At 41.3% G+C, this 21,083-nt stretch carries 13 protein-coding genes and 3 tRNA genes; 14 read left to right on the top strand and 2 right to left on the bottom strand.

Annotated features, from left to right (window positions below):
* Positions 1–28: 28 nt before the first annotated feature.
* Entirely contained in the window at positions 29–1,834 is a 1,806-nt protein-coding gene (locus D0T20_RS00240) for a threonine/serine exporter family protein (RefSeq protein WP_116438072.1), read from the bottom strand.
* 194 nt (positions 1,835–2,028) lie between these two features.
* Here D0T20_RS00240 and D0T20_RS00235 point away from each other — a divergent pair, with 194 nt between their 5' ends.
* From D0T20_RS00235 to D0T20_RS00170, 14 genes are all read left to right on the top strand, one after another.
* On the top strand, positions 2,029–4,785 hold the full coding sequence (locus D0T20_RS00235) for a phosphoenolpyruvate carboxylase (protein ID WP_115761425.1): 2,757 nt from the start codon (positions 2,029–2,031) through the stop codon (positions 4,783–4,785).
* A gap of 188 nt (positions 4,786–4,973) precedes the next feature.
* A complete protein-coding gene (locus D0T20_RS00230) occupies positions 4,974–5,633 on the top strand; it encodes a carbonic anhydrase (RefSeq protein WP_116438071.1) in 660 nt (219 codons plus the stop codon).
* Positions 5,627–6,760: a permease gene (locus tag D0T20_RS00225; protein WP_116438070.1), complete on the top strand. Its 1,134-nt coding sequence runs from the start codon at positions 5,627–5,629 to the stop codon at positions 6,758–6,760. The genes D0T20_RS00230 and D0T20_RS00225 overlap by 7 nt, the downstream gene beginning before the upstream one ends.
* Positions 6,757–7,572: a TIGR03943 family putative permease subunit gene (locus D0T20_RS00220; RefSeq protein ID WP_016839030.1), complete on the top strand. Its 816-nt coding sequence runs from the start codon at positions 6,757–6,759 to the stop codon at positions 7,570–7,572. The genes D0T20_RS00225 and D0T20_RS00220 overlap by 4 nt, the downstream gene beginning before the upstream one ends.
* Before the next feature lie 104 nt (positions 7,573–7,676).
* Positions 7,677–9,008 carry a hemolysin family protein gene (locus D0T20_RS00215; protein ID WP_032812866.1) on the top strand — a complete coding sequence of 444 codons (1,332 nt, stop codon included), beginning with the start codon at positions 7,677–7,679 and terminating at the stop codon, positions 9,006–9,008.
* Between the two features lie 27 nt (positions 9,009–9,035).
* Positions 9,036–9,515 (top strand): Dps family protein, encoded by a 480-nt coding sequence (locus D0T20_RS00210; RefSeq protein ID WP_162862640.1) that lies wholly within the window; start codon positions 9,036–9,038, stop codon positions 9,513–9,515.
* 97 nt (positions 9,516–9,612) lie between these two features.
* A tRNA-Ile gene (locus D0T20_RS00205) sits at positions 9,613–9,686 on the top strand.
* 28 nt (positions 9,687–9,714) lie between these two features.
* Positions 9,715–9,787, top strand: a tRNA-Ala gene (locus D0T20_RS00200).
* A 279-nt stretch (positions 9,788–10,066) separates the two neighbouring features.
* On the top strand, positions 10,067–12,463 hold the full coding sequence (locus D0T20_RS00195) for a heavy metal translocating P-type ATPase (protein ID WP_116438068.1): 2,397 nt from the start codon (positions 10,067–10,069) through the stop codon (positions 12,461–12,463).
* A 192-nt stretch (positions 12,464–12,655) separates the two neighbouring features.
* Positions 12,656–14,164 (top strand): FAD-dependent oxidoreductase, encoded by a 1,509-nt coding sequence (locus D0T20_RS00190; RefSeq protein ID WP_116438067.1) that lies wholly within the window; start codon positions 12,656–12,658, stop codon positions 14,162–14,164.
* 185 nt (positions 14,165–14,349) lie between these two features.
* Positions 14,350–15,393, top strand: a complete 1,044-nt coding sequence (locus D0T20_RS00185) for a M48 family metalloprotease (RefSeq protein WP_116438066.1) — start codon at positions 14,350–14,352, stop codon at positions 15,391–15,393.
* Positions 15,394–15,492: 99 nt separating this feature from the next.
* Positions 15,493–15,566, top strand: a tRNA-Gly gene (locus D0T20_RS00180).
* Positions 15,567–15,751: 185 nt separating this feature from the next.
* The gene (locus D0T20_RS00175) at positions 15,752–16,069 is read left to right on the top strand and encodes a peptidase A8 (RefSeq protein ID WP_102704865.1); all 318 of its coding nucleotides are present in this window, start codon (positions 15,752–15,754) and stop codon (positions 16,067–16,069) included.
* Positions 16,070–16,687: 618 nt separating this feature from the next.
* The gene (locus D0T20_RS00170) at positions 16,688–19,420 is read left to right on the top strand and encodes a sialidase family protein (protein ID WP_162862639.1); all 2,733 of its coding nucleotides are present in this window, start codon (positions 16,688–16,690) and stop codon (positions 19,418–19,420) included.
* Positions 19,421–19,935: 515 nt separating this feature from the next.
* Here D0T20_RS00170 and D0T20_RS00165 read toward each other — a convergent pair.
* Complete coding sequence (locus tag D0T20_RS00165) at positions 19,936–20,826, bottom strand: Fic family protein (protein ID WP_116438064.1); 891 nt, start codon at positions 20,824–20,826, stop codon at positions 19,936–19,938.
* Positions 20,827–21,083 lie beyond the last annotated feature (257 nt).

Raw genomic sequence — 21,083 nt, 5'->3', positions numbered from 1 at the left:
TGGGCGTTTTATGTTTATTAGCTTATGACTAAATGTCGTATCGCCAGCTTTTATCTGTTATAACGCGCGCAACTGCAAGCCCTAATGGCAAGCAAATAATCACCATAAACGCGCGGAAAGTCCAGTCTAAAGCAGGAAGAGTATTAAACTGCCCAAGATAAAACATTGCGCGATACATATAAAGTCCAGGAACCATAATCACAATAGATGGAACAGTAAGACTAATACGCGGATAACCCAAGTATTGAGGCGCCCAACCCCTATGCACAATTGCACGCCAAGCGGAAGCCAAAAGGCCAGCAAGCAAAGCGCCAGTAAACGCTGCGATTTCTGCAGCAATACCAAAATCAGCCATTGTTAAGCGCAAAGTATCGGTAATTGCGCCGATTATTCCAGCAACAAAACACATTCTTTGAGGCGAATTAAACAGAACGGAGAATCCCCACACGCCTGCAAACGCTGTAATCATTCTAAGAACAGCATTAAGCCAAGGATTTAAGCCAAGCGGAGTAAAGCCTTGAGGGTCTAGCTGAACAAGACTTGCAACCATCCAGCCAGCAAGAGTGCCCATTAGAATAATCGCCATTGTGTAGCAAAGCCTCTGAATGCCAGAAGGAAAATCAATCTTAGCAATATCTAAGCCGCCTGTAATAAGCGGGAAGCCTGGAATCACAAACAAAACAGAACCAATATAAGCCGTATTGTGATGCAAAGCAGAAGGGTCAAAGCAGCCAATAATGCGCAAAGAAGCAATGCAACTTAAAGCACCAACAGCAACAGCAATAAACGTTACAACAAATTGGTTTAGATGATGCATAAACATGCGTCTTCTAACGTAGTGGCCGATTCCAGCTCCAATAAAAGCACCAAGCATATCGTAAGCGCCGCCGCCGAGCAAAAATGCGAAGGATGCGCATGCTACAGCAGAGGCAAGGCCTGCAAACCACGGTTTATAAAGAGGCTTGCGGTTTTTGATTAAGTCTAAGCGGTCGTGAACTTGACGAACCGTAAGCGGCGCGGAAGAATCGCCAGCAGGATTTGCGTTAGATGAAGTAGCAGAATTGTTTTTAAGATCTGAATTCAAATTATTTTGGCTATTTTGAGCATTTTTAACATTCTTGACATTTTGAACGTGAGAAAAATGCTCAGCATACGTTTTTTCTGGCTGAAGTGCAAAAATTCCGCGAGGTTTTTCTTTGCGAATCGCCTCTTGAATTGCCATTTTTTCTTCGACTTTTGCAGCATGCTCCTCTGACTGCTTAGCTGTTTGAACAATCGCGTTCTCGTTACTGCTAGCTTGAAGAGTGTCTACTAATTCCTTGGAAACAGTGGCTTTTGAATGGTATAAGGAATCGTTTCCAAGCTTAACGTTAAACCAATCTGCAAAATGTTCGAGTAGCCAAATTCTCTCTGTGTTTACGCCAGTAGTAGGAAGATCAACAACTTCTGTAATTCGCTCATGCTTATCTGTGCAAGTAGCTTCAATATCTGTTAAATTAACGTCTGCACGAACATTTACGCCCATAGGTTCACCAACGCGGTGCATAAGCTCGCGAACGCGGTAGCTTCCAGTTCCAGCGCCTAAACCTAAAGCGCCAACACGAATAATAATGCTAGATTTTGCTGCAATTCCAGCTTGCGTAACTGGTTTATCCCAATCGCGCTCAACGTCTTCCATATCTAGCGGAATCGCGTGCGTTTGAAAGCGCCCAGAAGGCTTTCCAACAATATGACCAGTCGAAAGTATTTGCGGCTTATTACTGTCGCTGTTGCTGCCGTTATTATTGCTGCTATTGCTATCGCTGCTATCCGCGTTATTCTCTTCTATGCTCACAATTTTTTAGTATACGCATTGCATTACCTATAAAAAATTTATACAAAAAATCAGTCCTAAGGTCGGTTCACAATTATTTTGGAATCTCGCTGGAAACAAAGGCTGTGGGCTTGCAACTTTTGACCTAAATAACCGCGGAGGAGCCGTGGAAGTCAAACGACCAAGCAACCTTATGACTAGCACAAGGAGGTCTGATGACAACTCAAAATCAACAGGTAACTCCAGCAGACGCAACGATTGTAACGTCTGGTTTAGGGCGAAAAGGCCCCGAGGAGCGTGAACTTCCAGCATCGCTTAAGCAAGACATGGATTTGTGCTTGCACATTCTGCGCGATGTTTTGGGTGAATTTGATGAAAAATTATTAACCGTATTTGACGAAGTGCGCTTAAATGCTGTAGATGCAAGTGCTGCACACTTTAATCAAATGCTTGATGCTCAAGAAACAGAAAACGACGGATTAAGCAAGGCTGTAGAAAAAATCAACGGCATGGATTTGCCAGATATGCAGTTGCTTGCGCGCGCGTTTGCTACATACTTCCATCTTGCAAACCTTTGCGAAGAAAACTACAGGGTTTCTGTACTTCATCAACGCGAGTGCGACGTTGAGGATTCCAATCCAGTGGACCCAGTAAACGAGCTAACTTGCGCATATCATAAGTTGCTTACGGAAATGAGCCCTGCACAAGCTAAGGAATTGCTTGCAAAGCTTGAGTTCCACCCAGTTTTTACTGCGCACCCAACAGAAGCAAGACGCAAGGCTGTAGCTGGTAAAATCCGCAGAATATCAAAGCTTCTAAGCAAGCACAATAGTTTAGGCGGATCAGATAAGCGCGAAAACTACAGGCGTCTATACAACGAGATTGACGCGTTGCTGCGTACGTCTCCAATCGCACTTAAAAAGCCAACTCCTGTTGAAGAAGCGGACACGATTCTAGATATTTTTGACGCCACTTTGTTTAACACAATTCCGCTGGTTTATCGCAGATTTGACGATTGGCTGCTAGGTAAAAAGGCTGGTTTAGTGCCGCCGCGTTGCCCAGCGTTCTTCCACCCAGGAAGCTGGATTGGCTCCGATAGAGACGGAAATCCAAACGTTACGGCAAAAGTTAGCAGGCAAGTTGCTAGAAAGTTTAGTGACCACGTTCTTGCTGCCCTAGAGGCGCGTACGCGTGAAGTTGGAAAATGCTTAACAATGGAAACGCGCACAACTCCTCCAAGCGTTGAGCTTTTGGAGCTTTGGAATCGCCAGCGAGAAATGAGCGAGCAGCTAACGGAAAGCGCATCCGACGTTTCCAACAGCGAGCCACATAGAGCCGTTATGCTTGTTATGGCAGATCGCTTGCACAGAACGATTAGCCGAGATACAGACTTAATGTATCATTCTTGCGAAGATTTTATTGAAGACTTGCACATTGTGCAAAGGTCTCTTGCGGCTGCTGGCGATTCGCGCGCGGCTTATGGTCCGTTGCAAGATCTTATTTGGCAAGCGCAAACCTTTGGATTCCACATGGTGGAAATGGAGTTCCGTCAGCATTCGCTCGTGCATTCTCGCGCTTTGGAAGATATTCGCGAACACGGTTTGCACGGGGAGCGTGGACCGCTTCAGCCAATGACTCGCGAAGTTCTAGACACTTTCCGCGCGCTTGGAGCAATTCAAAAGCGCAACGGTATGCGTGCAGCTCGCCGCTACATTATTTCGTTTGCAAAGTCTGCTCAGCATGTTCGCGATGTGTTTGAGCTTAATCGCCTTGCGTTTGCGCACCCTCAAGATGCGCCAACAATCGACGTAATCCCGCTTTTTGAGCAGTTGGAAGACTTGCAAAATTCGGTTAATGTTTTGGAAGAAATCATTAAGATTCCAGAAGTTCAGGCTCGCTTAAAGGCCACTGGTCGCAAGATGGAAGTTATGCTCGGCTACTCCGACTCTTCCAAAGACGCAGGTCCGACTTCTGCAACGCTTGCTTTACATTCTGCTCAAGAGCGCATTGCTCAATGGGCTAAAAAGCACGATATTGACCTAACGCTGTTCCATGGCCGCGGAGGTGCTGTTGGACGAGGCGGAGGCCCTGCAAACCGTGCTGTTTTGGCTCAGCCAGTTGGGTCGGTAAATTGCCGATTTAAGCTTACTGAGCAAGGCGAGGTTATTTTTGCTCGCTACGGCAACCCAATTTTGGCGATTCGCCACTTGGAATCTGTTGCTGCAGCAACTTTGCTTCAGTCTGCTCCAAGCGTTGAGAAAACAAACACAGAGATGACGCACAAGTATGCGGATATGGCTCAAAAGCTTGATGTTGCAGCGCATAATCGTTTTATTGATTTGCTTCAAACAGATGACTTTACGCCGTGGTTCTCAACTGTTACTCCGCTTAGTGAGATTGGTTTGCTCCCAATTGGTTCTCGCCCTGCAAAGCGTGGTCTTGGTGCAAAGTCTTTGGACGATTTGCGCACAATCCCGTGGGTGTTCTCTTGGGCGCAAGCTCGAATCAACTTGGCAGCGTGGTACGGCTTGGGTACAGCTTGTGAAAAGTTTGGCGACTTGGAAACTTTGCGCAGAGCTTACGAAGAGTGGCCGCTGTTTAGTACTTTTATTGACAACATTGAGATGTCTTTGGCTAAAACGGATGAGCGAATTGCTCGCATGTATCTAAGCCTTGGAGATCGCGAAGATTTGAGTAATAAAGTGCTTTCCGAGATGCAACTTACTCGCAAGTGGGTTTTGCAAATTGTTGGAGATAAATGGCCGTTGCAGCATCGCCATGTGCTTGGCCAGGCGATTCGCGTGCGCTCGCCTTATGTGGACGCGCTTTCTGTAATTCAGTCACTTGCATTGCATAAGCTGCGCAACAAGGTAGATAAAGAAGAGCTTAGCGAAAGTCAGCAAGCAGAGTTCATCTACCTGATTCTTTGCACAGTTTCTGGTGTTGCTGCAGGCCTGCAAAACACTGGATGATTTTAATAAATTACTGAATCAAGAAGGCTCTCGTATTTGCGAATTGCAATACGGGAGCTTTTTTGATAATAGGCTTATATTCTTAAACAAAATTCTTATTTACTGCGAAAGATACAATATATTTTAAGTCAAAAATTTTACACTTTAAGCAACTGAAAATATTGCCAATGCCAGTGTAGGAGGTAATAATGCAAGAAGAAGTCAGCGAAGATTTTGCTAATGAAGATTCAGTTTTAGCTACATCGGTATTAAACGCAATGCTCGCAGGGAATCGCAAATTTGCAGACGGCAATTCAGAGCATGCAGGCGTAAATTCAGAATCGCGCATGAAACTTATTGACGGTCAGCATCCTGGAGCTGTTGTGCTTTCTTGCGCAGATTCGCGAGTTGCTCCAGAATTTATATTCGATGCTGGTTTGGGCGATATTTTTTCTGTTCGCACAGCTGGAGAAGTGTTGGATGATGCCGTAATAGCTTCGCTAGAATACGCTGTAAGTGATTTGGGAGTAAAAGTGTTGGCTGTGCTTGGGCATGAGCATTGCGGCGCCGTACAGGCTGTTTTGCCGAATGTGCAAAAGCTGGTTTCTGAATACGGCGAAGATAAAACAAACGAAATAATTGAGTCGAGCGAGTCAATATTGCTGCGTTCTTTAGGTCCTGCTGCGCTCGCAGGTGTTGAGGAAAATTTAGATACAGATGATATTGAACGTATTCACGTGTCTAATATTTTGGCTGAAATTTGCGAAAAATCACAAATAATTCGCGAAGCTGTTTTCAAAGACGCTTTGATGCTTGTTGGAGCAAGGTATCGAATGAGTGACGGCTTGGTGGAAGTGTTGTCATGCTAAAAACAGAAATCGAAGCAAAAACAACTATCCAAGTAGAAAAAGCAAGTAAAGCAAAACAAGCAAATTCTGCAAACTATCTATATTTGATTGCAGGAGTGCCTTTTGCGGCTCTTATTATTGCCATGGCCCCAGCATTGCAAGCACGCAACCCGTGGCTGCCTGTAAACACTGTTATTAGGGGTGTTTCGGGGCTACTTTTGCAAGCCGTTCCCTTTACGTTAATTGGTGTTCTTGTTTCTGCTGCTGTAGAAACATGGGTTACGGAAGATTTTATTGAAAAACACGCTCCAAAGTCTATTGCAAACGGCTTTTTGGCTGCGATTCTTGCAGGTGTGTGCGTTCCTGTTTGCGATTGTGTTGTTGTGCCAACTTTTTCTCGTCTTGTTGCTAGAAAGCTGCCTTTGCCTTGTGCTGTAACGTTTTTGTGCGCTGTGCCAGTAGTAAATCCTGTTTCTATTTGGGCCACTTGGTATGCTTTTGCAGACGTTCCAGCAGTTGCTGTAACTCGAGTGGCTTTGGGTGTTGGTGTTGCTCTTTTAGTGGGTGTTAGTTTTGTGATTCTTCCCGTAAAGTCGCAAGTTTTAAGGCAGAATGTATTGGAAAAAGTTCGCGCGGATTGTGTTGATTGTGCAGCGTGCGCAGATTTCAATAAGTTGCAAAGTGGCAATTCTTCGTATAAAAATTCTTCCAGCTTTAAGTCTGATATTAAAAATAGTTTGAAAACTTACGCACATCACATTTATTCAGATTTTATGCGACTAATGCCAATAATTTTGTTTGGAACAATAGTAGCTTCGATTATTCGAGTTTGGCTTGGTGCAGATCCTGCGTCAAAAGTTAATACAACAACTGTTTTTGTTGCGATTCCAGCAATGATGCTAATAGCGTACGCAAGTTCACTTTGCTCCAGTTCCGACGCTGTAATCGCTCGCTCTTTGGCTTCTTCTCTTCCAATGAGTTCGGTAATTGTTTTTCTACTTTTTGGGCCAATGCTAGACATAAAAAACACGCTTATGCTTGTTGAAGATTGCAAAACTGGCTTTGTTTTGCGCTTAATTGCAACGATTGTTGTGTTCTGCTTGTTTGCTGCGCTTATTGTTCATTTTGCGTGGGGAGTAATGCTGTGAGTGATGCTGTGATTATAAATTCTGCAAATTCTGCAAAATTGTCTAAAAAAATAACATTTGCAAGTATTATTCAAGCGTTGTGCTTATTTTGTTTTTCTGCAACTTTAATGCACAGTGCGCTGAGCGGCTCTTACGCAATTTTAACTACTCCGCGTGCCTTTGCTTATCTTATTTTTGCTGCGATTTTGCTTTTTGTTTTGGGGATTTGCTCACTGTTTGGACTTTTTTCTGCACGTGTTAAAGATTGCAAAAAAATAATGGTTTCAATCGTAGCGCCAATGCTTATTATTTTAATCCCATTGCAAATGTCTCAATCTGCACTGGGTGGCGGTTCTTTAAAGTCTGCAGGTTTTGACGAATATGCGTCTGGTCGCGCAATAGCAATCGCGTCTAATCGTAAAAATAATAAAAAAAATTTAAGCGGATTAGATGTAGTTAATAAAAAAATTGTTGTTTCAGACGATGATTTTGGCAATTGGTACAACGAAATTGACCATAATTTTGATAAATACAAAGATTATACGATTGTTGTAAAAGGGTTTGTAAGCAAAGAATCTACGCTTTCTAAAGATCAGGTTCGCATATCTAGGCAGTTTATGTCTTGTTGCATTTTAGATATGAGCCCATTTGGTTTTGTTGCACAAATGCCCAAAAATTTGCAGTTTTCGCAGCATCAGTGGGTTGTTGTTAAAGCCAAAATAGCTCTTGGAAAAGTTGGGCTAAAAGGTTACTCGCAAGATGGAATTGTTCTTAAAGTTGAATCCGCTAGCGTTTTGAATAAAGCGCCTTCGGGGTATTTCTATAGAACTTGATTGCGTGTATTTGTTTATTATCCGCATATTATCAACATTATTAATATTAATATTGCTTTTATATGCACTTTTTATATGCGCTAAATTCAACTAAGATAGCAAGTATGTCGTTGGGTTTTAACATTGCACTCATTGTTGTGTTCCTTTTGTTTGGTTCCATATTTGCAGCAACCGAACTTGCGCTTGTTAACTTGCGATCGTCGCAGTTGGATCGCATGGAATCGCAGGATGCGAGAGGGGCGCGCGTAGCAAAAATCGCCCGCGATCCAAACACTTTTCTTTCCACTCTTCAAATTGGAGTTACGCTTTCTGGTTTTCTTTCGGCATCTTTTGGCGAATCTGCAATAGCGCCTCATGTTGTGCCATTAGTGGAGTCTTGGGGTGTTTCAAAACATGTAGCAGGCCCGCTTACGACTATTGTTTTAACGCTTATAATATCTTATTTTTCAATCGTAATTTCTGAGCTTGTTCCAAAAAGAATCGCAATGCAGCGATCGGAGCAAATCGCAAGGGCTGTTGTTCCTGCAGTAGACGTGTTTTCTAAAATATGCAAGCCTTTAATATGGCTGATTGCTAAGAATACCAACGGTTTTGTGCGCTTGCTTGGGTTTGATCCAAACGAAAAAGAAAGTGAAGTTTCCGACGAAGAGTTGCGCGTTTTGGTTAATTCCAATAAAAAACTTAGCCAAGATGAGCGCACTATTTTAGACGATGTTTTTGACGCTTCAGAGACGATTGTTGCAGAAGTCATGCGTCCTCGTGCGGACGTTGAGTTTTTGGATGGCTCACTAAGCTTAGAAGATGCTGCTGCAAAGATTCGCGAGCTTCCGTATTCTAGGTACCCAGTAACAGGCAAGGATTTTGATGATGTTATTGGATTTGTTCACGTTCGAGATTTGCTGGACGTTAAAGATCCAAACGCAAAAACAGTAGCAGACGTAACTAGAGAGGGAATAAGTCTTCCTGGAACGTCTAAGTTGCTTCCAAGTCTTGAGCTTCTTAGAAAGCGAGGGGTTCATCTTGCGGTTGTTATTGACGAATATGGTGGAACGGATGGCATTGTAACTCTTGAAGACATGACCGAGGAGCTTGTTGGAGATATTCGAGACGAGTACGACTTGCCAGATGAGTCTGATTTAACCCGCGATAGTAAGTCTACGGCGTTTGTAAACGGAGTGGCTACTGTTGACGGCGGAATGACGATTGAAGACTTTGCAGACGTTACTGGAATCGAATTGGAAGATGGCCCTTACGAAACGGTTGCAGGGTATTTTTTGGCTCGTACAGGCTCCATGGGCAAGGTTGGTGCTGTTTTGCACGATGCAGACGGCTACGATATGACTGTTGCAGAAGTGGATGGTCGTAGAATTGCTACGATTGAAGTTAGAAAAACAGAGCAAAATAAAGATTTGAACAAAATCAATAATAAAAATTAATAAAAAATAGCAAAAATGGAGGATACTATGGCTTTAATGCATATTGTGCCAGGTTTAGACGAAGTTTCTAGCGAGAAAGCTATTGCGGTTTTGCAAAATCGCTTAAGCCACGAGCAGGAAGCTGCTTTAGTCTTAAAGCATGCGCATTGGAATGTTACGGGCTCAGACTTTATTGCAGTTCACGAAATGCTTGACCCTCAAGTTGCAGAAGTTTTGGCTCAAGCAGATGAAACAGCTGAGCGAATTGCAACGCTTGGAGGCTCGCCATTGGGTCGTGCAGACGATGTTGTAGCTTCGCGCACTTGGAAGCGTTTTGCTCTTAGTGGTAGAAAGTCTACCAAAGAGTATTTGCAAGCATTAATTGAGTATTACAACGATATGATTGCGGACGATAGGAATGCCATTGCGCAGCTTGATGATCTTGATATTGTTAGCTCAAACATTATTCAAGACCATGTTCAGCAGCTTGAAAAGTTCCAGTGGTTTATGCGTAGCCATTTAGAATAATTTTGTAGAATAATTTTGCGACACGCTTAGATTTGCTATTTGACATTTTCTGTGTCTGTGCTAATCTAACTACTTGTATGTTTTCAACATACAAGTTGGGCCCGTAGCTCAGGTGGTTAGAGCGCATCCCTGATAAGGATGAGGTCGGAGGTTCAAGTCCTCCCGGGCCCACGATAGAATGAACATCATTCTTTCGAATGGGGCTATGGCGCAGCTGGTAGCGCATCTGCTTTGCAAGCAGAGGGTCAGGAGTTCGAGTCTCCTTAGCTCCACAAATAGGGTTTCTAGCAAATCGCTAGAAGCCCTTTTTTCATGCATGGGGTCCGTATTGTGTTTTGTGCGTGCTCCTTGTGTTTGCGCGCGTCTTGTTATATGAGAACGCTTCTCATCAATGGTTGTTGTTAATATATTCATTAACAAATAAACATAAGTATCTTTACGCCGTGTATTGAGTTTGCTGTTATAAATAGCTGCTCAATGGGTTAACAAGGCGTGAAATCGTGTGTTAGCAGCGTTTAGCGCAGTTAGCCTGATCAGCGTAAGGAAAGTGTATGCGTAAACTTTTATCGTATTGCCGTCGTGCTCCTCAATTAGTAATAGTTTTAGTTTTGTTCCCGTTTATTGCGGCGTTTTATTCTAGAAATCTGACTTTTATACTCGATTTTTGCAAAGCTATAAGCAAGACGTTAAATTACCTATTTTCATTGATAAATTTTGATTTTAATGTGCAAATAAGCCTTACAATCGGGCAAAGTATAATAACATGTTTAGTTTTATACACATGTGTTAAGTCGCTTTTAAGTATGATTGATGATTTAATGCATGGCACACTTGGAATTGACTTGCTTGCGTTTGTTGCATTGCTTGCAACGCTTTGTATAGGCGAATTTTGGGCAAGTTATTTGATTGTTGTAATGGTGTTTACAGGAGAGGCAATCGAAGACTTTGCGCAAGATGCAGCGCAGAAAAATCTATCTCTTTTAGTAAATGCGTCTCCTCAAACCGCGCATTTAATGACACTTCCTGGAATAGTGTGCGGTGAATCTTGTGAGCAATGTGCTCTGCTTGATCATAGTCATTTTAGAAAAGTCAGCGATGAATCTTCGATAGTGGTGTTGCAAGAACCTAAAGATTTTACTAGTTGTGAATCGTGTAAAAAATGTAACAATAACTCTAAAGAATGCCCAATATTGCAAGATGTAAAGTCTTCTAGCCAATTGCAAAGATACAAAACAGTTCCAGTGGAAGATCTAAAAATCGGCAATGTAATAGTTGTTCTTCCAGGAGAAACAGTTCCAGTAGACGGCCAGCTTTTAAGCGGTTCTGCGGTTTTAGACACAAGCGCAATAAATGGCGAGTCGCTTCCGCGCGAAGTGTTTGCTGGCGCGCAAGTGTTGTCTGGATGCGTAAATGGCGGCGTTGTTTTGATTATGCGCGTAACTAAGTTATCGGAGAATTCGCAATATCAAAAAATCATGAAGTTGGTTGAATCTGCAAGAAGTTCCAAGGCTGCTGTGGTTCGATTTGCGGATATGCTTTCCGTTCCTTTTACGGTGATTTCTTTTGTGATTGCATTTAGCGCTTGGGCTGCATCTGGTCAGGCTTTAAGATTTGCGCAAGTGTTGGTGCTAGCTACGCCTTGCCCGCTATTAATCGCCGTGCCAGTGGCATTTATGGCAGGAACAGGAAGACTTGCAAAGCTTGGGATTGTTGTAAAAAGTCAGGATGTTTTAGAGCAATTAAGTTGTGTAAGTGATGTTTTCTTCGACAAAACAGGAACGCTTACTGTTAAGCAGCCTCAAGTTGTTAGAGTGGATTTAGCGAATCATAAAGATAGCGAAAATCAGGAAAATCAAGAAAATAGCGAGTTGCAAAATAGAATACTAATGTTTGCAGGCGTTTTGGAAACCTACTCGCAGCACATTCTTGCAGGAGGAATTGCAAAAGCTGGCGCGGATCTTTGGCAAAACACGCATCCATCCGCTGTTCCGCAACTTCCAAGCGTGCGCGAATATCCAGTTATAAGAGGTGTTAAAGAAACTGCTGGCCAAGGTATATGCGCAAGCGTGGATGGCGTAAACGTTAGAGTTGGGCGAAAAAGCTACGTTTTGAATGCGCCAGCTGGCTGCCTCGAGGAAAAGTCGCAAGCAACCGAAGATAAAGCCACACGCGCAAATGTAGAAAATATAAAAAATATAGAAAATGCAGAAGATGTAAAAAATGTAGAAAATGTATCAAAAATAGAAATCAATTTTGAAGAGCTTTCTGCCGACGAAATGGCAACATACGTTTCTTTTGATGGCAAACTTGTTGGGCGAATTGTTCTAAAAGATGTGCCTCGAGAAAATGCAAAATCAACGATCCAAAAGCTAAAGGAGCTTGGCGTTCGTTCAATAAGCATGCTCACAGGAGACGGCTTGCAGGCTGCTCAAACAATAGCAAAAAGCGTTGGTATTGAGCGAGTAAAGGCTAATTTGCTGCCACAAGATAAGCTTGAGTGCATAAAACAGCACTATAGCGGTTATAAAAGCGAAGAAGATTGCGGCAGATTTGGCAGTTTTGGCAGTTTTAGCAGCTTTATGCATAAGAAAAAAGATAAGCGCGTAACAATGATGGTTGGGGATGGCGTAAACGATGCTCCAGTTTTGGCTGCAGCAAACATTGGCGTGGCTTTAACAGATGGCACGGATACAGCGGCTTCTGAGTGCGCGCAAGTTGTTATTATGAACAACAACATTTATGCTGTAGCAAACGCTGTAAGCGTTGCAAAACACACGAAGAGAGTTATGATTCAAGCTGTTATGTTGGGAATTGGTTTGGCTGTTATAAGCATGATTGCGGCTGCTTTTGGGCTGATTCCTGCCGTTCTTGGAGCTATGATGCAAGAGATGATTGATGTTGTGTCTATTTTGTGGGCGCTAACAGCGTTGAAAGGGAAGCGCGCGTAAGTGACAATATTCACTTTGCTCTTTTCTTGAATGAACCAAGGCGCTAGTCTAAGTAGTGGAGCATAAAAGCCAGCGATTTTATTTAAATCTTCAAAAAGATTAGGCTTAAGAATGCTCGAAACACGCAAAATGTAATGTTTTAACATAACAAAAGTTGAATAACAAAATTTGAATAACAACATGGGAAAATTTATGGAAATGAATTATGATGCGGATTCGCACGAATTGCGAATCGCAGTTATTGGCGCGGGGCCTGCTGGAATCTACTCGTCAGATATTTTCCTTCGTCAGCTTAAAAAACTAGGCGAAGGAATGGGCTTGGGTACGGCAGCTAGAATCGATTTATTTGAAAAGCTGCCAGTGCCATTTGGGCTGGTTCGATATGGCGTTGCTCCAGACCATCCGAGTATAAAATTCATTGCAGATGCTTTGGCTAAAACGCTTGATAATCCGAATATTCACTTGTATGCGAATGTTGAATTTGGCAAAGATATTACACTAGAAGATTTGTTGCCGCGCTATGACGCAATTCTGTTTGCTACGGGCGCTGTAGAAGATAAGCCGCTTAACATTTCAGGCGCCTCGCTGCGTGGCGTGTATGGAGCTGCAAAGTTTGTGGAATGGTACGACGGATATCCTACCAGCGAGCGTACGTGGCCGCTTGATGCAAGCGAAGTGGCTGTTATCGGCGGCGGAAATGTTGCTATGGATGTTGCGCGCGAGCTTTTGCGAGATGCGGATTATCTTAGAGAGCACACGGATATTTCCGACGATGTTTACAATGGTTTGCTTAAAAATCAGGCTAAAACACTTCACTTGTTTATTCGACGAGGCGTTGCACAAGCTAAATTCTCTGTGCAAGAATTGCGCGAGATGGAAAAGCTTTCTGGTGTGCAAATAGTTGTAAACGAAAGCGATTTTGACCTGGACGACGAAACAATTGATGTTGCTGGAAAAGACAAATTGACTCGCCAAATGGTAGAAGAGCTTTTTGCTATACGCGATTTGAGTGAAGATATGCAAGACGGCGGAAACGTTGACTTTGAAGGCAATCCTGCAAATAAGCGCTACATTATTCACTTTAACGCAAATCCAGTTGAGATTCTAGGAGAAGATGGGCAGGTTGTTGCGATTCGTGTAGAGCGCACAGCTACAAGCGCGGATGGCAAAATGACTCGTACTGGAGAGTTTGAAGAATACCCTGTTCAAGCGGTTTATCATGCGATTGGATATAAACCTGCGCAGGTTAGTGGAGTTGCTTACGATTCTGCTCGCGCACTTCTTGCAAACAACGATGGCAGGATTTTAACTTCTGCGCAAAATGGGGTTGTTTGCCCACGCTTGTATGCAACTGGTTGGGCTAAGCGAGGGCCAGTCGGGTTGATTGGTTCTACAAAGTCGGATGCTTTGCAAGTCGTTGAAAATATGCTGGAAGACTTAGCAAAAAGTTCGACCGAAGAATGTGAAAGCGCGCTTCCTGCGCTTCCTGAGATTCCTGCGCTTCCTGGAAGATTGGCAACAGATAGAGACCCTAAGTCTATTGAAAATCTTCTTAAATCTAGAGGAGTCAAAGTGGTTGATTTTGAAGGGTGGAAGAGGATTGATGCTTTCGAGGTTGAATATGGATTAGCAGAAAATCGCGCTCGCAAAAAAGTCGTATCTAAACAAATGCTTATGGATATAGCGGAAATTAAACAATAGTTTATATTGAGTGTACGCATTGATTAGTAAACATTGATTAGTGGCCATTAAACTGTAGCCAAATTGCGCAGAAAGTGGCCACTTTTCAACATTTATTCACCTGTTTTAAGTGTGTTAAATCATAAACATTAAATACACAGTTTTCATTCAGCAAAATTACAGTTGCGATTATTAAAATCAAAATCATGTTTGGCAACATGGGTATGCGCTATTGCAACAATTTGAAAACAGTAGTGTTGTTTTCTCTAATATGGCTATTTGCTGCTTTGCTGTGGATTGTTGCTGGATTGCGTTTGTCGATGCTGGTTTGGTTTGCAATTATTGCAATAATTTTAAGCTTATGTGCTTATTGGCTTTCTGGAAAAGTTGCAACTCGCATTATGCGTGCTAGCGAAATTAGTGAGAGAGAAGAACCTGTTTTATACGGCATTGTTCGCGAGATTTCTGCGCAAATAGAAAAGCCTATGCCGCGCATTTATGTTGCTCCAACAGATAGTCCGAATATTTTTGCAATTGGTAGAAGCGAGCGTCACGCAACAATTTGCTGCACTCGTGGTCTTTTGAATATTCTAAACGAGCGCGAGTTGCGTGGCGTTGTAAGCCACGAGCTTATTCATGTTTATAATCACGATATTTTGAATTCAACGGTTGCATCTGCAATCGCAACAGTTATTACGTATTTTGGGTATGTGCTTATGTATTCGGGAAGTGAGTGTGCAAAATCTGCTAAAAGGCGTTGCCCTGTACTAAAAGTTATTGGCAAGGTTTTAAGTGCCATTTTTGTGCCGCTTGGTTCTCTATTCGTTAAGCTTGCGATTTCTAGAGCGCGCGAGCTGGATGCAGATCGAAGTGCAAGTATGCTTACTGGCGACCCTGCGGCTTTGGCATCTGCTCTAAACAAAATTTCCTACGGAGTTAAGATGCATAAGATGGATTTGCATTCGGGAGTGCAAGCTATTGCTTCACTGATGATTGTAAATCCGTTTGCAAACTATGATTCCAAGCTTTTAAAGCTGTTTTCTAGGCAGCCAGATGTTAACAAGCGAGTCGACTCTTTAATGCTTATGTCTAGTAAGATGGAAAGTCTTGTGCAAGAAGATGCGCATGGAGAAATCGATCATATTGAGCGTGATGGCGATAGCGTGTTTCGTTTTAAGAATGGCGCTAAATACAATGTTGAATACGGCAAAGGTGTTTCTGGCGGAGTTGTAGCAGTTAGCGGAGCGTGATATTCTTAGATGGTTTGCTTTTTAGATTGATTCTTGAGCGCTTATTTGCTTGTTTGTAGGCAGATTATCGGTAAGGATTAATCGCAAACAACCGAACATGCGGACATAGTTCATCGGTAGAATGGAAGCTTCCCAAGCTTCAGAGGCGGGTTCGATTCCCGTTGTCCGCTCCATGTAGAAAACGTTGATATATCAACGTTTGTGGCTTGTTCTTATGTCTTAGAAGTACGCTAAATGTGAAAATAATGTGCAAAATTCTATAATTTTTTTTTTAATATTGACACGAAAGTCTTAGTTAAATTAAAATCGTATTAAATCCGCTATGGTAGAGGATTTAATTGGGCAGGAGGTTTTTTTTATGTTAGATATGTTGTTTGCACTTGTTGCTGTTGCATCAATGTTAATAGGCTTGGTTTTGTCTGTAATGCTTTGGGTTAAAAGCAGCAAGTCAGTTAAAGAGTTGTATAAAAACGCATATGTATATGCGATTGTTGATGTTGTATTAGGCGTATTGTCTTGGGCAACTTATGCTGCGACTATCAATTCCGTAGATGTTGATGTGCGTGAATTCTACACAAATTACTTCACAGCGCCATTGATTGTTCTTGCTGTTCTTGTTGTAAGCATTGCAGCTATAACCATCTTTAAGAGTAAAAAAGATAGCTATGTAGCATAACTAGATTAAATAGTTTATTAAAAATAATAGCCTTCTGAGTTTAATTAAAATTCAGAAGGCTATGTTTGTTATATGTTGTGTTTGGTTTGATTGTGATTTGTTGATTTCAGTCTGAATTCTGTGTGTGATATTTAGACAAAAGATGTATAAATCGTAGTTTTTGTACATTGAATGTGCTGTGTATACAAGTTTTATAATCGCGCGCTTGCAGCGCATGCATTTGAATAAATATTGGATTATAGGCCAAGCAGAATCTGTGGCAAAGTCGGAGCTGCGCTAAATTTGGATATTTTTGTTTAGAATGATTTTGCAAGTAAAGAATAACACACATTTGATTGCTGCAATATGCTTGTATTGCAATAAGCTAGACATGATTTTTTACACAGTTTTGACCTATAACTTTCTTATCTGTTGGTATATTTTGTAAAAATATGCTATATTTCTATAAAAATGTGAATATTTTTGTGAAAATTTATTAAAAAAGCGTTAATATTGCGGATTAGTCCATCAGACATCATATCATCTGATGTAATGATTCCTACATTGGTGTAGGTATTGTTCATGATTTTTACAATGCTGTGGAATTCATGTAAAACAGTTACAAAAATAGGAGTGCGTATGCGTAGAAGTGTCATAGAAGATGCAAAGCGCGTTGTTGGTACTGTTGTTGGAATTACTCTTGCAATAGGCTTATGCTCTGGCGTAGCTAATGCTACTTCAGAAAAATCCAGTAAACCCAATAGTTCAGTTTTGCAAATATCACTTAAAAGAACTGATGGCCTTAAAGATAATGTCCAATTAAATAGTAGGCTAACATATACGGTTACATATACAAATAAGGGTTCACAACCAATAACTGCGTATCCGTATGAAAGTAATATTTCCGATATTAGAGTTGGGGATTCAAACAATTGCCGCTGGGCAAATCTTAAGCCAGGTGAAACTCAGCAGTGCGGCTTTGGGTACCATGTTGTAACCGAAGAGGATGCCAAAGCGGGTAAATTCACACCTAAAACAGTTTGGAAAGTTTCAAAAGATAGGGACGGTAACCAAGTAATCGAAAATAACATTGTTGTTGAAGACAAGCCTGTTACTGGTATAAAGAATACAGAATTTGACTCATCTTTGGGTCTTAAAACGGTAAAGCTTACAACTAGAACCAATAGCGTTTGCTACAGGATTCCAGCAATAACACAGACTGCAAATGGTTGGATTTTAGCAGCATACGATAAGAGGCCTGGTAATTGCTCCGATGCACCTATGCCAAACTCCATTGTTCAGCGAATTTCAAAAGATGGTGGTAAAACATTTGAAGCTGAAACTGTTGTTAAGCAAGGGCATTATGGCGATGAAAATACTAGATGGGGATATTCGGATCCGTCTTATGTGCTAGACCGTGAAACTAATGAAATTTTCCTGTTTTCTGTAAAGTCTTACAGAAACGGCTGGGGTGGGTCCAGCGCTGGAGTAGATCCAGAAAACAGGAACGTTTTACACGCTTCAGTTACTAGCTCCAAGGACAATGGTGTCACTTGGAGCACTCCAAAAATAATTACTAAAGATGTGACTGCAGATGTTGGGCATTGGAGCTCTAGGTTTGCGGCATCTGGTCACGGCATTCAGCTTCGCCATGGCAAGTATAAGGGTCGTTTGTTGCAGCAGTATACAATAAACAACTCGAGAAGGATTCAAGCAGTAACGGTTTACTCCGACGATCATGGTAAGACTTGGAAGGTTGGCAAGCCTGTTGGGTTTAGAAGTGAAAAATCACATATGGACGAAAACAAGGTTGTAGAACTTTCTGATGGACGAGTTATGTTGAATTCTAGGCCTCAGAATTTTAGGCATCGTCTTGTTGCAATATCAAATGATGGCGGCGAAACTTATGGCGAAGTAAAAGAAGAGATGCAGCTTCCAGACCCTGCAAACAATGCTCAGATAACTAGGGCATACCCAGATGCGCCTATGGGGTCTCCAGAAGCCAAGGTTCTTGTGTATTCTTCTTCTTCGGCGTATGGGCGTAGTGACGGCTTAATTCGCGTATCGTTTGATGATGGTGCAACTTGGGATACGGGCAAATTGTTTAAGTCTGGTCCTATGGCTTATTCTTGCATTGAAGTTTTGAACAAGCAGCATGGTGGCGGATTTGGACTTTTATATGAGGGCGATAATAGCAATATTATTTACACTCATATATCTGAAGATTGGCTTGGTTATACTCCTGTAACCGCAGATAATAGCGTTATTGACGTTCCGAAAAATGCCAAAAATATTGAAGTTAAGATTAAGAATCTTGGAAGCCATGATTATTCCGACTTAAAGCTTTCTATGAAGGATTTAGGTAAACAATCTGAATTAAATAAAGATTGGAAGATTCAAGATAAGACTGGTATTTCTGTAAAGCCTTTTGCTAACGCAAACATAAAGTTAGATATTGCAATGCCTAAGGATGTTAAAGAAGGAACGACCGTTTCGATTCCAGTGCGATTTGCGTCTGCAAAATATGCAGTGGGAGATTCTTTGCCAGGAATTCAGTCTGTGATTAATATTCGCGTTGTAAAGGCGGTGGAAAGCCATAGTGTTGTGCCTTCTGTTCCTTCCGTTGATGTAAAGCCTTCTGTGGATACTCCATCTGCAGAAAAGCCTTCGCAAAATCCGCCATCGGAAACAATTACACCTACCGAGCCTTCGCAAAATCCAGCGCCTGCAAGAGAACAGGCGCCACAGGTTAGCAATCAATCTAGGAATGAAGCTAATACTCAGAAAGCTGATGAGCAAAAGTCTGAGCAAAAGAAAGAGGATTCTAAAGCAAAAGACGATGTTGTTCCAGCTCCTCCAGCCAGCGTTGATCAGTTGGATAAATCCCTAAAGGGAGCTATTACTGTTGGTAATAATAATCAGATTGTTGCTGGTGAGCCTGTAAAGATTTCTGGAAAGATTTCCAACAAGGAGTTTGCGCAACAGTTGCAAAAGAATGGTTCAGCAAAGGCCTATGCGTTTATATATTCTACGCCTAAAGCCTTAAAGGACTCTGATGGCAATTCGTTTATAACGGTTCGTGGATCTGCAGACAATGCACAATTTTCTGTTGATATTCCAGACGGATATTCTGGAAAGCATACAATCGTGCTTGTAAACGAGAAGGGCGAACAGCTTGCCTGGAATGAGGTAACAGTTAGCGCAAATCCAGTTGCGGACAAGAAGGATAGTAGTAGTGAAAAATCGGATTTGAACCGTAATGCATTTAGTAAAGTTTCAACGGGAAGTTCAATGTTGATTGTTCTTGCGGTTGTAATGCTTCTTGGTACTGCTGGATTCTTTGCAAAGGCAATGCGCAATAAGATTGCATAACCAATATTGCTAACTCTAGATTTTTGTAGTTAGTTGTATACGTAAAGCGCTGATTCGTTTAGATTATTATTAACAAGTTTTGTTAAATTAGATTCTATTGAATTAGCGCTTTACTGTTTTGTTTTTTTATGTGCGGAAAACACATTCGATTGTGGCAAAACGCTTGTATTGCAATACGCTAGACATGATTTTTTGCACAGTTTTGGGCTTCGGACCCTTGGTTTCAGTCTGAAGTGTGTGTGATATTTAGACAAAAGATGTATAAATCGTAGTTTTTGTACATTGGATGTATAAAAAATTGTACATTGAATGTACAAAAAATACGTTTTTTGTGTATACAAGTTTTATAATCGCGAGCTTGCAACGCAATGCATTTGAATAAATATTGGATTATAGGCCAATCAGAATCTGTGGCCAAGTCGGAGATTTGACCACAGTGCTGTTAATAGTTCAGTCAACTATCTGAGAGAATAACAGTAAAGACGATTGCGCGTAGCTTTAATTAAAAATGACCATTACTCTAAAATAGACAAATACAAATCAAGTCTTTGATTTAAATATCTTGCAAACAAGTTTGCCATGGCAGACACGTTATGTTTTGAGTGATACTCATCAAAAGCTTCATAATATTTCAAGCGATCAGTAAATTTTATATCTATTGGTGGGTAACCTGCTTTCATCAATTCCAAATTGACCAGCAGTCTTCCTGTTCTTCCATTTCCATCAATAAAAGGATGAATGCTTTCGAATTCTATATGAAAACGAGCAAGTTTAGTAACAATATCTTCATCGCTATTTTTGTATTTTTTCAATAATTCTTCCATTTTTGAAGCGATTAAATATGGTTGTGGTGGCTCATGTGTAGATCCCATAATTCGAACGGGAACTCTTCTATAAACGCCTCTATCTTCTTTCTTATTGGCTAAAACTAAATAGTGTATGTCTTTTATAACTTTTTCATTTATTTGCTTATTTTTGCTAACAAGATGTTTTACGTAATCAAAGGCTTCTTTGTGTCCAATAACTTCTAGGTGCTCTTTTAATGATTTTTGATCAACAGTAAGCCCTCTAAGAACCATGTCTGTTTCGCGCAGTGTTAAAGTGTTTCCTTCAATTGCGTTTGAGTTATATGTATATTCTATTAGAAATTCTTCATTAAGTCTTTCTAATTCTCCTTCAGTTAGGGGTCTTCTTGTTTTAAGGGTTTCTAATTTAGTTTTTATGATTGGAATTAGCGATTCGCTAATTTTATATCTTCCGTCGGTTGGCTTTGCTGTGTCATGCGGTATTTTCCAGGATCTTCCTTCTCGATATACTCCTGGAATTTTCCCTTCGGAGCATAGAATTCTTACTCGTCTATCTGATATGCCCCATTTTTCAGCAGCTTGCTTTACTGTTATGTACATAAAATACCCTTAATCATTGTTGCATTTTATTATATTTTAACGTTTTATCGGAATAACATAAACAGTAGCGGAATAACATATTTAATTTATCGGAACAATAGTGATTGATAAAACTAGTAACGTGAATCTGTGTTAAATATTGGGATATCTTTGTTTAGAATGATTTTGCAAGTAAAGAATAGCCCAGATTCGATTGTGGCAAAACGCTTGTATTGCAATACGCTAGACATGATTTTTTGCACAGTTTTGGGCTTCGG

The organism is Gardnerella piotii (assembly GCF_003397585.1).
Classification (GTDB): Bacteria; Actinomycetota; Actinomycetes; order Actinomycetales; family Bifidobacteriaceae; genus Bifidobacterium; species Bifidobacterium piotii.
The sequence above is the reverse complement of the archived record's forward strand: the minus strand, read 5'-3'. Positions and strand labels throughout refer to the sequence as shown.